10 protein-coding genes are annotated in these 15,817 nt (G+C 71.9%); 8 read left to right on the top strand and 2 right to left on the bottom strand.

Going from position 1 to position 15,817, the window contains the following annotated elements:
- Positions 1 to 17: 17 nt before the first annotated feature.
- Both ACZ7CF_RS24380 and ACZ7CF_RS24375 read right to left on the bottom strand, forming a co-directional pair.
- Positions 18 to 2,243 (bottom strand): SulP family inorganic anion transporter, encoded by a 2,226-nt coding sequence (locus ACZ7CF_RS24380; protein WP_360390272.1) that lies wholly within the window; start codon positions 2,241 to 2,243, stop codon positions 18 to 20.
- 405 nt (positions 2,244 to 2,648) lie between these two features.
- Positions 2,649 to 2,966 carry a hypothetical protein gene (locus ACZ7CF_RS24375; RefSeq protein WP_360390270.1) on the bottom strand — a complete coding sequence of 106 codons (318 nt, stop codon included), beginning with the start codon at positions 2,964 to 2,966 and terminating at the stop codon, positions 2,649 to 2,651.
- Positions 2,967 to 3,115: 149 nt separating this feature from the next.
- Between ACZ7CF_RS24375 and ACZ7CF_RS24370 the strand changes: the two genes are divergently transcribed.
- The 8 genes from ACZ7CF_RS24370 to ACZ7CF_RS24335 all read left to right on the top strand — a co-directional run bounded on the left by ACZ7CF_RS24370 (position 3,116) and on the right by ACZ7CF_RS24335 (position 15,790).
- The gene (locus ACZ7CF_RS24370; RefSeq protein WP_360390267.1) at positions 3,116 to 3,964 is read left to right on the top strand and encodes a helix-turn-helix domain-containing protein; all 849 of its coding nucleotides are present in this window, start codon (positions 3,116 to 3,118) and stop codon (positions 3,962 to 3,964) included.
- 24 nt (positions 3,965 to 3,988) lie between these two features.
- Positions 3,989 to 4,180: a DUF397 domain-containing protein gene (locus tag ACZ7CF_RS24365; protein WP_360390264.1), complete on the top strand. Its 192-nt coding sequence runs from the start codon at positions 3,989 to 3,991 to the stop codon at positions 4,178 to 4,180.
- A gap of 335 nt (positions 4,181 to 4,515) precedes the next feature.
- A complete protein-coding gene (locus ACZ7CF_RS24360) occupies positions 4,516 to 7,344 on the top strand; it encodes an AfsR/SARP family transcriptional regulator (RefSeq protein WP_360390262.1) in 2,829 nt (942 codons plus the stop codon).
- A gap of 82 nt (positions 7,345 to 7,426) precedes the next feature.
- On the top strand, positions 7,427 to 7,582 hold the full coding sequence (locus ACZ7CF_RS24355) for a hypothetical protein (RefSeq protein WP_360390259.1): 156 nt from the start codon (positions 7,427 to 7,429) through the stop codon (positions 7,580 to 7,582).
- An 11-nt stretch (positions 7,583 to 7,593) separates the two neighbouring features.
- A complete protein-coding gene (locus ACZ7CF_RS24350; protein ID WP_470370664.1) occupies positions 7,594 to 10,566 on the top strand; it encodes a helix-turn-helix transcriptional regulator in 2,973 nt (990 codons plus the stop codon).
- 195 nt (positions 10,567 to 10,761) lie between these two features.
- The gene (locus ACZ7CF_RS24345; protein ID WP_360390253.1) at positions 10,762 to 11,514 is read left to right on the top strand and encodes an ABC transporter ATP-binding protein; all 753 of its coding nucleotides are present in this window, start codon (positions 10,762 to 10,764) and stop codon (positions 11,512 to 11,514) included.
- Between the two features lie 4 nt (positions 11,515 to 11,518).
- Positions 11,519 to 14,035 carry an ABC transporter permease gene (locus ACZ7CF_RS24340; RefSeq protein WP_470370663.1) on the top strand — a complete coding sequence of 839 codons (2,517 nt, stop codon included), beginning with the start codon at positions 11,519 to 11,521 and terminating at the stop codon, positions 14,033 to 14,035.
- A gap of 492 nt (positions 14,036 to 14,527) precedes the next feature.
- Entirely contained in the window at positions 14,528 to 15,790 is a 1,263-nt protein-coding gene (locus tag ACZ7CF_RS24335) for an ABC transporter substrate-binding protein (RefSeq protein ID WP_458430780.1), read from the top strand.
- The last annotated feature ends 27 nt before the right edge of the window (positions 15,791 to 15,817 follow it).

Below are 15,817 nucleotides of genomic sequence, written 5' to 3'. Positions count from 1 at the left end.
GGCGGCTCCGGCGTTTCCTAGGCCGGTGACGGCACGGGTTCGAGCCCGTTGCGGTCCGGGTCCACCAGGTACACGCGGGCGTTCGAGATGTCGAAGTACAGGCCCTTCAACGAGAGCGCGCCCGCGGCGACCGCCTCCCGCACGCTCGGGTACCCGAGCAGGTTGTCCAGCTGCTGCGCCACGTTCGCGACCGCGAGCCGGTCGGCCACCGGCAGCTCCGCGCAGCCGGGCGCGGTGGGGGCGTGGAAGCGGATCAGCGACGGTTCGGCGTTGCGCAGCCAGGAGTGCAGGTGTGAGCCGCGGGCGGCGCCGCCGCTCACCAGCGCCTTCATCGCACCGCAGTCGGAGTGCCCGCACACGACGATCGAGCGGACGCCGAGGACCTCCACCGCGTACTCGACCGCGGCGCCGACCGACCGGTCCTCAGCGGTGTGCATCGGCACCAGGTTGCCGATGTTGCGCACGCAGAACAGGTCGCCCGGCCCGGACGTGGTGATCAGGTTCGGCACCACCCGGGAGTCGGCGCAGGTGATGAAGAGCTGCCGCGGTCGCTGCCCGCGCACCGCCAGCTCCCGCAGGAACGGCCGGACCAGCGGCGCCGACCGCGTCTCGAACTCGTGCATGCCCCGCAGCATGGGATCGCTCTCCGGCGACGGCCGCTGCGACGGCAGGTGCACCGTGGTGCCCGCGCCCTGCCAGTGCGACCACGGCGCGAACCAGCGCGGCAGCGGACCGGGCAACGTCTTGCGCCGCCCCGGCCTGCCCTGGTCCGCCTGGTCGAACCAGGTGTCGTGCACCTCGTCGACCTGAACCCGGCCACCGAGCCGTTCGTAGCCCTCGCGCCAGTCGTCGATCGCCTCGTAGGACGCGTGGTCCAGGTAGTCGACGTGCAGCTCCAGCACCACGGTCTGCCCGAGCGGCAACCGGCGCAGCTCGCGCACCAGCCCCCCGACGCCGAGGAACACCAGCGACCCGCGCACGCACACCCGGTTGCCCTCGACCCGCACCGAGCAGTGCGTCAACCGGTACAGCGCGCGCAGCAGCGCGATCGTCAGCCCCGCGACCACGCCCTCCAGCAGTCCGAAGAGGACGACGCCGAGCACGGTCGCCGCGTAGACCAGGAGCTCCTGGTGCCGCACCAGGTTGCGCATCCGCTCGACCGACACCAGCCGCAGGCCGACGACCAGCAGCACGCCCGCCAGCGCCGCCAGCGGGATCTGCTCCAGCGCGGGAGCGAACGCCAGCACCGCCACCGCGATCCACAGCCCCTGCATCATGGCGGCGCAGCGGGTCTTCGCGCCCGCGGCGACGTTCGTGGAGCTGCGCGCCAGGCCACCGCTGATCGGGAACCCGCCGAGGGCGCCCGCGAGCACGTTGCCGGTGCCCTGCGCCATCAATTCCCTGTCCAGCCGGGCCCGCGGCCCGTCGTGCAGCCGGTCCACGGCCACCGCCGACAGCAACGACTCCATGCTCGCCACCAGCGCGACCGTCACCACGGCCACGACCACGGTTCCGGCGCTGCCCTGCGGCATCTCCGGGAACACCGGGGAGTGGCTGTCCGGCAGGTCGACCCGTGCGACGTCGAGGCGCAGCGCGACCGCGAGCCCGGTCGAGGCGGCGACGGCGACGAGCGGCGCCGGCACCAGCGAGGCGCGCGGGACCCGCGGCCACAGCAGCAGGACCGCGACCGCGACCGCGCCGGCCAGCACTGATCCCAGGTGGGACCCGGCCAGCTGACCCGGCAGCAGGGCGACGTTCGCGGGAACCGACGACGCCGCCGTGCCGCCCAGCACCACGACGAGCTGACCGGCCGCGATCGAGATGCCGATGCCCGCCAGCAGGCCGTGCACGACGGCGGGGGACAGCGACATCACCAGCCGGCTGATCCCGGTGAGGCCCAGCGCCACCTGGAGCACCCCGGCGGCCAGCGTGATCGCGGCGGTCGCGGCCCAGCCGAACTGCGCCACCAGCCCGGCGACGATCACCACGAGCCCGGTGCCCGGTCCGCTGATCTGCAACGGCGCCCCGCTGAGCGCGCCGACCACGACACCGCCGACGACGGCGGAGATCAGCCCGGCCATCAGCGGCGCGCCGGTGGCGTGGGCGATGCCCAGCGAGAGCGGGATCGAGATCAGGAACAGCACGAAGCTCGCGGGCAGGTCGTGCCGCAGGACCAGGCGCACCCCGCCCGGAGGACCGTGCGGGGTGTGCTCGCCGGCGTTGGACCGCTGGAGGTGGTTCACGTCTTCTTGCCTTTCGTGGGAACGGCGGAATGACCGCATGGCCCTGTGCGACCGGCACAGGACATGGGGAAGGGGGAGAGCGCGGGTGAAGGGGCGCTAGCGGCGCTGTAAGGGCAGCAGGCGGCGCGGCCGGACGGCAGCGAGCGCGTCGGCGCGGTCATGCGGGGTCGGCACGGGAACACCTCCGTGTCGGCACGAGGATCCGGGGTCGGGACCAGGCCGCGTCACCACAATGATGCGGGCGGAGGCGGCGCTGTGACAGACCTTTCAGCCGGTCGTGTTGATCTTCGCGGTGATCGTCACGCGAGGTGATGGCCGACCGGCACGAGAAGGGCCGGCTCCGGTCGGGGGGTGCGGAGCCGGCCCAGGCCGGGGCGGAGCTGAAGAACTATCGAGTTCCGGAGTTCAGCCCACCGGGCGCAGGTGCTTGCCGTGCGAAGTCCCCTGTCCCACGACGGTCAGGACGAGCTGCGCCGACAGGTAGGCCCGGCACGGCGCGGGCATCCGCCGGGAGAACCAGCCGCGCCTGCACGTGGCGCAGCGGCCGTGCTCGTCGGGCTGGTGCTCGTCCAGCAACGCCTTGACGACCGCGACCACCCTCGGCAGCTCTACCCTGGCGAGCACGAGGGCCGTCTGGTCGTCACCGCGCTCGGCGAGGTCCGCGAGCGTGGCCAGGTGGGAGTGCAGCGACCTGTCCAGTTGGCTGAACACCGTGACGGCCATCAGGCTCAGAGCTCCAGTCCTCGCGTGAGCAACCCATGCAGCCTGGCCCGGCCCGGAGCCGAACTGCAAGTTGCAGTACACGAATGGATGACGTCCCTTTGCGGGCGTGTCCTTTGCTCTCAAACTTGGACGCGGACCAGGAGGTGTGGATGCCACGGGGTAGCAGCCCGACCCTGCGCAAACGCCGGCTCGTGAGCGAGCTGCGGCGGTTGCGCGAAGCGGCCGGGCTGACGATCGAGGAGGTCGGCGAGCGCCTCGAGTGCTCGGCTTCCAAGATCAGCCGCATCGAGACCGGGAGGGTGGGGGTGAGCCCGCGCGACGTGCGGGACATGCTCACCGCCTACGGTGCGGACGCCACCACCCTGGAAGAGCTGGTCCAGCTGGCCAGGGAAGCCCGCCGCAAGGCGTGGTGGGACGAGTTCGGCGACATCGTGCCCGGTCGCTACGTCGGGTACGAGGCCGACGCCGACTCCATCAGGACCTACCAGGGCCTGATGATCCCCGGCCTGCTGCAGTGCGAGGCGTACACGAGGTCGTTGATCTCCCAGGTGCTCCCAGAGGCGAGCACCGCGGAGATCGACCGGCGGGTCCGGTTGCGCAAGGCTCGGCAGGCACTGCTGAGCGAGGACGACCCGTTGCGCCTGCACGTCGTGATCGACGAGGCCGCCCTGCACAGGCTCGTCGGCGGCGCGAAGGTGATGCGCACGCAGATGGCGCGTCTGCTCGAAGTCGGTGCACTGCCGAACGTCACGATGCAGGTCGTGCCGTTCAGCGCCGGTGGTTACGCTGCGATGGACGGGCCGTTCGTCATCCTGAGCTTCCCCGAGCAGCTGGACCCCGACGTGGTGTACATCGAGAGCACGAGAAGCGGCGTCTACCTGGAGCAGTCCGGTGACGTCAATTGGTACGCCGAGGTGTTCGAGCGTCTGGTGCGGACCGCCCTCAAGCCGGCGGACTCCGCGACCCTGATCACGGAAGTCGCTCGCGCTCTCGGCTGATCGCAGACCGGGAGTGAACAGACAGTGGAAAGCCTGCGTTGGCGCAAGAGCAGCCGATCGTCCGCCAGCGGACCCGACTGCGTGGAGATCGCGCTCGTCCCGGCCGGCGCGGCCGTGCGTGACAGCAAGAACGCGGACGGGGCCCAGCTCCGGTTCGGGTCCGCCGGGTGGGAGGGCTTCCTCTCCGCCGCCAGGACCGGCACGTTCGCCAGCTGATCGACGACAAGCCGCGAAGAACCGCGAAGCCCCGGCTGGATCGCCCAGCCGGGGCTTCGTCGTGTGCGGAAAGGGGGACGTGGGCCGGCCGGCGTTCCGCCGCCGCGGGCTGGATGCCCCTTGCACGCCGGCCGGCCCACGTCGATCATGGGGAGCAGCGGGTGTTCCGCTGTCCGGTCCAACCCCGTCGACTGCTCGACCCCCGGGTTTCCGTTGATCTCGCCGTCTGTGGTTGGTTGGACACGCTAAGCGTAAGAATGCCTTCTACAGCACGACTGGAGCCCGACTGAAGTGGTCCTCAAGCTCCAGCTGGCCACCAGGCGAAGGACAGATCGGTGACACTGCGCGAGGAACCCCTGCGGTTCGAGGTTCTCGGCCTTCTCCGGGTCGTTCGCGCAGGTCACGAGGTCGATCTCGGTGCGGCCAAGCAGCGCGCCGTGCTCGCCGTGCTGCTGCTGTCGCGCAACACCCCGGTGAGCAGGGGCACGATCATCGAGGCCGTCTGGGGCGACAACGTGCCCTCCAGCGCGGTCAACCTGGTGCAGACCTACGTCGCCGGGCTGCGCCGCGCACTGGAGCCGGCCCGCGCGCGCCGGGCCCCCGCGGAGCTGCTGACGTCCGTCGGCGACGGTTACCTGCTGCGGGTCGAGACGGGCGCGCTGGACCTCGACGTGTTCGAACGCCAGGTCTCGCTCGCGCACCGCATGCGCGCGGCGGGGGACCTCGCCGGAGCCGCGGTGGAGCTGGACGACGCGCTGGCGTTGTTCCGCGCCGAGCCGCTGGGCGGCGTGTCCGGTCTCTTCGCCGACGTCGAACGCGGCCGGCTCGTGGAACGCAGGCTGGCCGTGGTCGAGGAACGCGCCGAGCTCGGTCTCGCGATCGGCCAGGGCCCCGAGCTCGTCTCGCAGCTCACCTCCCTCGTCGCCGAGCACCCGTTGCGCGAACGCGGGCACGGGCTGCTGATGCGCGCCCTGGTCCAGGCCGGCCGGCAGGCGGAGGCGCTGGCCGCCTACCGCGAGGCCCGCCGGGTGCTGATCGACGAGCTGGGCGTGGAACCGGGGCCGGAGCTGCGCCGCGTGCACCAGGCCGTGCTGGCGGGGGACAGCCCCGAACCGGAACGCGCGCCGGTCCGCCTCCCGGCGCAGCCGGCCCCCGAGCCCGTCGTGACCGTTCCCGCGCAGCTGCCGCGCGCACCCGTCGCGTTGATCGGGCGGGACGCGGAGCTGGCGCGGATGGACTCGTTGCTGAGCGCGCACGACGGTCCCGTGCTGCTGGTGACCGGTCCGGCCGGCGTGGGCAAGACGGCGCTGGCGCTGCACTGGGCGCACCGGGTGCGCGAGGAGTTCCCGGACGGCCAGCTCTACGTCGACGTCCACGGCTACGACCCGAACCGGGAACCGCTGGAGATCGGCGAGGTGCTGAACCGGTTCCTGCGCGCCCTCGGCGTTCCCGCCGGCGACACCCCGGTCTCGGTCGACGAGCGGTCGGCGTTGCTGCGCACGCTCCTGGCCGACCGCCGGATGCTGGTGATGCTCGACAACGTCCGCGGCTCCGGTGACCTGCTGCCGCTGCTGCCGGGCGCGCCGTCGTGCGTGGTCGTCACCTCGCGCCGGCGCCTGGTCGGCCTGGTGGCGCAGGTCGAGGCGGAGCTGGTCGAGCTGGACATGCTCACCGCGGACGCCGCCGTCGACGTGCTGGGCCGCGTCGCGGGCCGCGGTGCCGCCGAAGCCGCCGCCCTGCGGTCGCTGGCCGAGCTGTGCGACGGTCTGCCGCTGGCGTTGCGGATCGCCGCCGCCCGGCTGGCGGTGTCCCCGAAGCTGCGCGTCGCCGAGCTCGTAGAGGAACTGCAGGACGAACACGGGCGGTTGGCCGCTCTCGGGCTGGAGGACGGCGAAGGTCCCGTGCGCGCCGCGCTGGACGCATCACGCCGTGCGCTGCCAGCGGTTCCCGCTCGCCTGTTGCCCGTCATCGGCCTGCACCCCGGCGCCGATCTGACCCCGCACGTCGTCGCGGCGATGGGGGAGGTCTCCCTGCTGGAGGCCCAGCGCGCGCTGGACGCACTGGCCGCCGCGAACCTGCTGTCCGTCTCCGAACCGGGCCGCCTCGTCGCCCACGACATGGTCCGCGTCTACGCGAAGACCCTGGCGGGCGAGCTCTCCGAACCGGAGCGCCGGGCCGCCACCGGCCGCATGCTGGACTACTACCTGCACTGCGCGGACCTCGCCGACGGCCTGCTGCCCATCAACCGCGGCAGCGTCCTGGTGGCCCCGGAGCACCGCCCGGCCGCCGTGCCGTCCCTGACCGGCCCCTCCGACGCGATGGCCTGGTTCGACTCCGAACGCGCCAACCTCATCGCCGCCACCGAACACGCCGCGTCCTCCGGCTGGCACGTCCACGCCTGGCAGCTGCCGTACACGCTGTCCCGCTACCTCTGGCTCCGCACCGAACGCGAGACCTCGCTGCGCATCACCCAGGCCGCGCTGGCCGCCGCGAACGCCCTCGGCGACGACGAGGCGCGGTTCGTCATGCAGTTCAACCTCGGCGTGGCGCTGTTGCAGGTGGAGCGCAAGGAGGAGGCGCTGACCGCCCACCGCGGCGCCCTGGAGGTGGCCCGCGGCAAGGCCGACGTCCACCAGCAGGCCCGCGCCCTCACCACCGTCGCCGGCACCCTCATGGACCTGGGCCGCACGGAGGAGGCGGAAGCGCACTACCGCGAGGCGATGGAGGTCTCGCGCATCGCGGGCTCCCGGTGGGCGGAGGCCAACGCCCACCACCACCTCGGCCTGCTCTACCTCGCCAACGACCGCTACGACGACGCGATGCCGTGGCTGCGCGTGGCCCTGCGGATGTACCACGAGGTCGGTGAGCAGTGCGGGGAAGCCGCCTGCCACGTCGACCTCTCCACCGCGCTCCTGGAGACCGGTGACACCGAGGGCGCCCTGTCGTCGGCCCGCACCGCGCTGGCCGTCGCGTGCGACGCGGTGTCGCCCTACCACCAGGCCCTGGCCCACGACCGGCTCGCCGCGGTGTTCGACCGGCTCGGGGCCGCGGGTGCGGCGGCGCACTGGCAGCGGGCGCTGGCGCTGTTCACGGAGCTGGGGGCACCGGAGGCGGACGGCATCCGGGCGAGGCTGGCACGGGCGCGCGCGGTGACCGCGGTGTAGCAGGCGGGGTAAGGCTTCTCGCTGCCGATCGCACCCGTTCTGCCAATGTCCCCGGCCCACCCTCAGCACCACCCTCAGGTCCATGACCGAGTGGACCCTCGAAGCCGTCAACGCCGAGATCGCCTACCGCCGCGCGAACGCCCGCTGCACCTGGCAGCGGTCCAACGGCGGCCCGCGCCGCTGGTTCCACCGGGTGATCCACCGCACCTCCCGGAAACACGGCGGCACCAGCCCGTGAGGTGTGCGAGCATGCCTCCCGTGGCACGTCTGGGTTCCGGAATTCCCCTGGTCGCCCGCGACCGCGAGCTGGCCCGGTTGCGCGCCGCCCTCACCGGCGCCGGCAACGGCACCGCCGCCGCGGTGCTGCTCGCCGGTGACGCCGGCGTCGGCAAGACCCGGTTGGTCGACGAGCTGGCCGCCGCGGCCGACGACACGCTCGTCCTCTTGGGACGCTGCCTCGACGCCGGTGAGACCGGGCTGCCCTACCTCCCGTTCGCCGAGGCCCTCGGCCAGCTCAAGACCGGGACCGCGCACCGCCCGGCGCTCGCGATGCTCCTGCCGCAGCTGGCACTTCCGGCCGAACGCGAGCCCGGCACCGAGGCGATGCTGGCGCCCAGCCTGATCCCCGGCCGCCGGCCCGTGCAGGACGTCGGCCAGCTCCAGCTCTTCGACGCGGTGCTCGGCCTGCTGACCGAGCTGTCGGAGCGGCAGCGGGTGCTGCTCGTCGTCGAGGACCTGCACTGGGCCGACGCGTCCACCCGCTACCTGCTGTCGTTCCTGTTGTCCCGCTTGAGGTCCCAGCGCCTGCTGGTGGTCGGCACCTACCGCAGCGACGACCTGCACCGCAGCCACCCGTTGCGGCCCCTGCTGTCGGAGCTGGTGCGGCTGCCCGCCGTCGAACGGCTGGACCTCGCGCCGTTCAACGCCGCCGACGCGCGCAGGTTCGTGGACGCGTTGAGCGACGACCTGCCCGCCGACGTCGTGCAGCAGGTCGCGGAACGCTCGGAGGGCAACGCGTTCTTCGCCGAGGAGCTCATCGCGGTGGCGGCGTGCGACGACCGCTCGCTGCCGAGCGCGCTGGCGGACGTGCTGCTGAGCCGGGTCGAGCGGTTGAGCCCGGAGGCGCAGCACGTCGTGCGGGTGGCATCGGTGCGGGGCCGCCGGGTGCGGCACGAGCGGCTCAGGGAGGTCGCCGGGATGAGCGACCTCGCGCTCGACACCGCGCTGCGCGAGCTCGTCCAGCACCACCTGCTGGTCGTGGACGACAACGAGGTCTACACCTTCCGGCACGCGTTGCTCAGGGAGGCCGTGTACGGCGACCTCCTCCCCGGCGAACGGGTCCGGCTGCACGCGGCGTACGCGCACCACCTCGCGCGGCACCTCGACGAGCGGGGCGCCGCGGCCGCGCTGGCGCACCACGCGTTCCAGAGCCACGACCACGGGCAGGCGCTCACGGCGTTCATCAAGGCCGCCAAGGAGGCCGAACGCGCCGGGGCGCCCGCGGAGTCGTTGCAGCACCTGGAGATGGCGCTCAACCTGTGGAACGCGGTGCCCGCGGCGGACCGTCCGTCCGATGTGGACGAAGCAGTGCTGCTGCGGCGGGCGTCCTGGGTGGCGGGCACGGCCGGGCAGCCGGAGCGGGCGGTGGCGTTCGGGCGCAGCGCGACGAAGGCGCTCGCCGGGCAGTCGCCGGAGGAGCAGGCCGAGGTGCTGCTGCGGCTCGCCCAGGCGTTGTCGATCCTGGACGGCAACGACCAGGAGCACCACGAGGTCATGATGGCGGCGTGGAACCTGGTCTGCGACCGGGACGCGAGCCCGACGCGGGCCCGCGTGCTCGCCGGCAAGGCCTCCCTGCTGCGGCAGGAACGGCGCGGGGAGGAGGCGCGCGAGGCGGCGGAGCTGGCCATCGCCGACGGGCAGGCGGCGAACGCGCCGGGAGCCGTGGCGGACGCCCTCGGCACGCTCGGCATCCTCGACGACTACGCGAACCGGCCGGAGGACGCGTGGCGGAACTTCGAGCGCGCGATCGAGTGCGCCAGGGAGGTCGGCGCGGTCAACACCGAGCTGCGCGCCCGGTACTACCACGGCCTGATGCACTACGACCGCGGTGACCTCACCGCCGCCGCCCGCGTCTACAACGAGGCGGGCGAGCGGGCCCAGGAGACCGGGCTGACCTGGAGCATGTTCGGCCTGGAGATCCGCATCCAGCAGGTGCTCGTGCACTACTACCTGGGCGACTGGGACTACGCGGACTGGGCCAGCGAACCGCCGGGCATGTCCGTGTCCTCGACGGTGCTGGCCAGGTTGCGCGCCGCGAACACCCACCTCACCATCGGCCGCGGGCAGCTCGCCGAGGCCGAGCGGGTGATCACGAAGCTGCGCAGCGACTGGCACCGCGACATCCAGATCGCCCTGATCACCGGCGGCACCGGTGGTGAGCTCGCGCTGTGGCGGGGACGGCCGGAGCTGGCCGTCGAACGGGTCACCGACGTGCTGGAGTGGACCCGCAAGCTCGGCGGGCCGTGGATGCTGGCCGACATCCGGATCGGCGCGATCGGCGTCGCCGCCCACGCCGACATCGCCGCGAAGGCCCGCCGCAAGCGGGACCGGCAGGCGGAGGAACAGGCCGTCGCCGAGGGCCGCAGGCTGGCCGAGCACGTCCGGCTGACCGCGCGCAACGGCGTCCCGCGCTCCGGTGCGCTCGGACCGGAGGGCCGCGCCTGGCTGGCCCGCTCGCAGGCGGAGGAGTCCCGGCTGACCGGCCCCGGTGACCCCGCGCTGTGGCAGGCCGCGGTCGACGGGTTCGGCTACGGCCTGGTGTTCGAGCAGGCGCTGTGCCGGTGGCGGCTCGCCGAGGCGCTGCTGGGCGCCGACCGCAGGGAGGCCGCGGCCGAGGAGCTGCGCCGGGCCGACGAGACCGCGGCGAAGCTCGGTGCGAAAGCGCTCGCGGACGCCGTGGCCGGTGTCGCCAAACGGGCCCGCATCACGCTGAGGGCCGACGCGCCGGTGCGCGAGCAGGTCGACCTGTTCACGCCGAGGGAACGCGCAGTGCTGGAGCTGGTGGCCTCCGGGCGGACGAACCGCGAGGTCGGCGAGGAGCTCTACATCAGCGAGAAGACCGTGTCCGTGCACCTCTCGCGCATCATGGCGAAGCTGGGCGCCTCCCGGCGCGCGGAGGCCGTGGCGATCGCCTACGACCGCGCCCTGCTGGCACCGCCCTGACCCCCTGCTTCCCGCCGCAGATGCCATCGGCCAACAGAGGGGCGGGCGGGTACGACCGGGGGCTGCTCGAATCGCCGTGGGTTGTCATCCCACAGGCTGATGCGGAACGCGTCGGCGAGATGATGTCCGCGCACGAGCCACCGAAATAGCTTCTTCCTCGTCAAGGACAGACCCCCTGCGAGGAAGGCACGAGACATGTCTGCACTGGTGTCCGAGGTCGGCACCCGGACCGCCGCGGCGGCCCACAACCTGGTGAAGGTCTACGGCAAGGGTGACACCGCCGTGCGGGCGCTCGACGGGATCGACGTCGCGTTCCAGGCCGGGCGGTTCACCGCCATCATGGGCCCGTCCGGGTCCGGCAAGTCGACGCTGATGCACTGCCTCGCCGGACTGGACACGGTGGACAGCGGCGCGATCCACATCGGACAGACCGAGATCACGAAGCTGAACGACAAGGACCTCACCAAGCTGCGCCGCGACCGCGTCGGGTTCGTCTTCCAGGCGTTCAACCTGCTGCCGACGCTCACCGCCGAGCAGAACATCCTGCTGGGCCTCGAACTGGCCGGCCGCAAGCCCGACCAGGAGTGGTTCGACACCATCGTCACCGTCCTGGGCCTGCGCGACCGCCTCACCCACCGCCCGACCGAGCTGTCCGGTGGCCAGCAGCAGCGCGTGGCCTGCGCCCGTGCCCTGGTCGCCCGCCCCGAGGTCATCTTCGCCGACGAACCGACCGGCAACCTGGACTCCCGCAGCGGTGCCGAGGTGCTCGACTTCCTGCGCATGTCGGTGCGCAAGCTGGGCCAGACCGTGATCATGGTGACGCACGACCCGGTGGCCGCCAGCTACGCCGACCGCGTGGTCCTGCTGGCCGACGGCCGCCTCGCCGGTGAGATCCACCAGCCCACCACCGAGTCCGTCGTCAACGCCCTCACGCACCTGGGGGCGTGAAGCGATGCTGAAGACGATCCTCGCGGGCCTGCGCGCCCGCACGGCGCGGCTGGTGCTGTCCAGCATCGCCATCGCGCTCGGCGTCGCGTTCGTGACGGGCACCCTCGTGCTCGGCGACGCCGTCGAGGAGCAGACCAGGGACAACTTCGCCCGCAGCGCCCGCAACGTGGACGCGGCGGTGCACCTGTCGGAGAACAGCCCCGACCGGGACAACGGCATTCCCGTCGACTTCCTGCAGAAGATCCGCGCCGCCACCGGTGTGGCCGGCGCCGACTCCCGCGAGTTCGGCAGCGCCGCACTGCTCGGCGGTGACGGCAAGGCCCGCAACGCGCTGGTGCAGCCGCTGCCCACCACGGAGGCGCTGCGCGACTTCAACCTCAGGGACGGCCGGTTCCCGGCCAAGGCCGACGAGGCCGCCGTCGACACCAAGACCGCGCAGATCGCGAAGCTCAAGGTCGGTGACCAGGTCAAGCTGCTCGACGAGGACAACGCCGAGCACGCGTTCACCGTCGTCGGCACCTACCAGCAGGGCGCCGGCAGTCTCTCGATGTCCGGCAGCGACCACGTCGTGGTGTCGCCGGAGGGCCTGCGCACGGTCATCCCGAAGCAGCGCGTGTACGAGATCGTCGCCGTGGCGAAGGACGGCGTGTCGCAGCAGCAGCTCGTTGACACCATCAAGGGCGTCGTCGGCGCGAGCTACCAGGTGCAGACCGGTGAGCAGCTGACCCAGGAGACGCTCAAGCAGGTCGGTGACGCCGCCGCGGAGATCAAGACGTTCCTGCTCGCGTTCGCCGCGATCTCGCTCGTCGTCGCGGGCATGGTCATCTACAACACCTTCACGATCCTGGTCGCCCAGCGCACCAAGGAGCTCGCGCTGCTGCGCTGCGTCGGTGCCGAACGCGGCCAGGTGTTCCGCAGCGTGCTCGCCGAAGCGGTCTTCATGGGCCTCGCGGCGTCCGTGCTCGGCATCCTCGGCGGTCTCGGCGTCTCGGCCGGCCTGCAGGCACTGGTGGGCACGGTCGGCGGCCCGAGCGGGGACGACGTAGCGATCCGCCTGCCGATCTCGTGGGTGACCATCGCCGCCGGCTTCGGCGTCGGCGTGGTCGTGACCGTGCTGTCGGCCGTGCTGCCGGCCCGCCGCGCCACGAAGGTCGCCCCGGTGGCCGCGCTGCGCTCGCAGCCCGACAGCCACGACGACGTCGCCCGCACCGGCAAGGTCCGCATCGTCCTCGCCGCGTTGATCGCGCTGGCCGGTGGCGTCGCCGTCTACTTCGGTCTCCGGCAGGAGGAGGAAGAGCTGGCGATGTTCATCACCGGCGGTGCCACGATGGTGCTGCTGCTCGCGGTCCTGCTCCTCGGCCCGCTCTACGTCGGCCCGGTCAACCGCCTGTTCGGCAAGGTGCTGCGCGGTGTCCCGGCCAAGCTGGCCTCGGCCAACGCCGGCCGCAACCCGAAGCGCACGGCCGCGACCACGGCGGCGCTGATGATCGGCGTGACCATCGTCGCGATGGTGACCGTGGTGGCCGGCAGCGGCCGCGAGACGATGAGCAAGAAGGTCGACGAGCGGTTCCCGTCCGACTACGAGGTCAGCTCCAGCGTCTACAGCCAGCCGCTGACCTCCAAGTTCGCCGACGAGCTCGCGAAGGTCCGCACCGTCGCCCAGGTCGCGCCGCAGCTCACCGCGTCCACCGAGTCGCCGCAGCTGCCCTACGCCTACGTCACCGGCTACCCGGCGGACGCGATCGGCTCGCTGGTGCGGGCGGAGACGACCACCGGGCCGCTGACCCCGCTGAAGGACGGCGAGATCGCGATGCGCGAGAAGGAGGCCAAGGAAGCGGGCCTCTCGATCGGGTCGTCGCTGAAGCTCGGCGGCAAGGACTTCACGGTCGTCTCGCTGCTCAAGGACAACAGCTACGGCACCGGCATCGTCACGCTGCCCTCGGCCACGGCCCTGCTCCCCGAGGCCCCGAAGGGCTACGAGAAGCTGCTGGTCAAGCTCGCTCCCGGCACCGACGTCGCGACCGCGCGGGCCGACCTGGAACGCGTCATCGCCACCTCGCCGGTCGCGGTGCTGAACTCGGCGGCGGAGACGAAGGCCGAGCTCAACGGCCAGATCGACCAGATCCTGCTCTTCATCTGGGCGCTCGTCGGCCTGGCGCTGGTCATCGCGCTGTTCGGCATCGCGAACACGCTGACGCTCTCGGTGCTGGAGCGGACCCGCGAGTCGGCGCTGCTGCGGGCGCTGGGCCTCACCAGGGGTCAGCTGCGGCAGATGCTGGTGGTCGAGTCGATCCTGATGGCGCTGATCGGCGCGGTCGTGGGCGTCGTGCTCGGCGCCGGGTTCGGGTGGCTGCTGGTCCAGGCGATCTCCAACTCGGAGCTGCAGATCAGCTTCTCCGTCCCGTACGGCCAGATCGGCATCATGCTCGGCCTCGCCGTGGTCGCCGCGGTCGTCGCGGCCGCCCTCCCGGCCCGCCGGGCGGCGAAGAGCTCCGTGGTGGCGGGCATGGCGGAGGCCTAGGACGTCCGTTCCGGCCGGGTGAGTTCGGGGACCCGCCGGAACGGACCGGGTGGTGCGGAACAGGGGCCGCACGACCGGGGATCGGCAGAGGTCCGGTGCACTCGGGGCACCGGACCTCCGCTGTGTCGAGTGCACGCGGGGAGCTTTCGTACTCTCCTGGTGCACGGAAGGGCCCCGCGTGCCCACCCAGCAGGGGGTGGACGGGCGGGAGTGGAAAAAATCTTGGGAGCGCGCGTCATCTTTTGGGCGCGACGCCCTCTACCTGGGGTGAGAGGGACGACCGGAGCGAGGGCCCGGTCGTCCCTCTCTCCGTTCCGGCGCTTCCGCGCCACCCGGTTGAGACGCCGCGGGAGTTCGTCCCAGGTTTTTGTTGCTCCTGTCCACAAAGTTACGGAACGATGTCGACCGCTTGACACCGGCGCGTCTCCAGTTGAGTGTGAGAGCGCTCTCACCGAGGTTCACATGCGCCAACGGCGCCGTCGAGGAGGACGGATGAACAGAAGGCTGGTCGGCAGCGCTGCTGCGACCCTCGTGATGGTTCTGGTCGCGGGATGCGGCGGGAGTTCCGAGGCTGACGGCAAGGTCGAGCTGTCACTCGGCCTGTTCTCCGACTTCGGTTACGACAAGCTGATCGAGGAGTACATGGCCTCGCACCAGAACGTCAAGATCGAGCAGCGCAAGGTCAAGATGGAGCAGCACAACACGCAGCTCGCCACGCAGCTGGCGGGTGGCCGCGGTGCCGCCGACATCGTCGCGCTGGAGGAGGGCGTGATCTCGCAGTTCCGCGCCTCCAAGGACAAGTTCGTGAACCTCGCCGAGTACGGCGCCAAGGACCTGAAGTCGCAGTGGGCCGACTGGAAGTGGAACCAGGGCACCGCCGACAACGGTGAGTTCGTCCTGGGCCTCGGCACCGACATGGGCAGCCTGGGCCTGTGCTACCGCAGCGACCTGTTCGCCGCGGCCGGCCTGCCGACCGACCGCGCCGAGGTCGCGAAGCTGTGGCCGACCTGGGCGGACTACGCCAAGGTCGCGGACCAGTTCACGGCCAAGACGCCGAACGTGAAGTTCGTCGACACCGGCCGCAACGTCTACAAGGCCATCCTCGACCAGACCGAGGAGGGCTACTTCGCGAAGGACGACTCCTACATCGCGGAGAAGAACGACAAGGTCAAGACCGCGTTCGACACCGCGGCCGCGCTCGGCACCAAGCAGCAGACCGGTGCGCTGGAGCCGTTCAGCCAGGAGTGGAACGTCGCGCTGAAGCAGGGCTCGTTCGCCACCACCACCTGCCCCGCCTGGGCGCTCGCGCTCATCAAGGCCGGTGCCGGTGACGGTGCGGCCGGCAAGTGGGACGTCACGACGGCGCCCGGCGGTGGCGGCAACTGGGGCGGGTCGTTCCTCGCGATCCCGAAGCAGGGCAAGCACCCGAAGGAGGCCTACGAGCTGGCCAAGTGGCTGACCGCTCCCGAGCAGCAGAAGCGGATCTTCAAGGAGACCGGCAACCTGCCCAGCCAGCCGAAGGTCTACCAGGACGCCGAGGTCCAGGCCACGGTCAACGAGTACTTCAACTCCGCGCCGGTGGGCCAGATCTTCGCCACCTCCGCCGAGTCGCTCAAGCCCACCTACCGCGGCACGAAGGACTCGAAGGTCGGCCCCGTGTTCGGCACCGCGCTCACGCGCGTCGAGCAGGGCAAGCAGTCCGGAGCAGACGCCTGGACGCAGGCGTTGAAGGAAGCACAGGACCTCGTCAAGTGACGTTGACGCGTCCGGAGACCGAGGCGG

Source organism: Lentzea sp. NPDC036955 (assembly GCF_055608005.1).
Note: the sequence above shows the minus strand (reverse complement) of the source record. Positions and strands in the feature narration are given on the sequence as shown.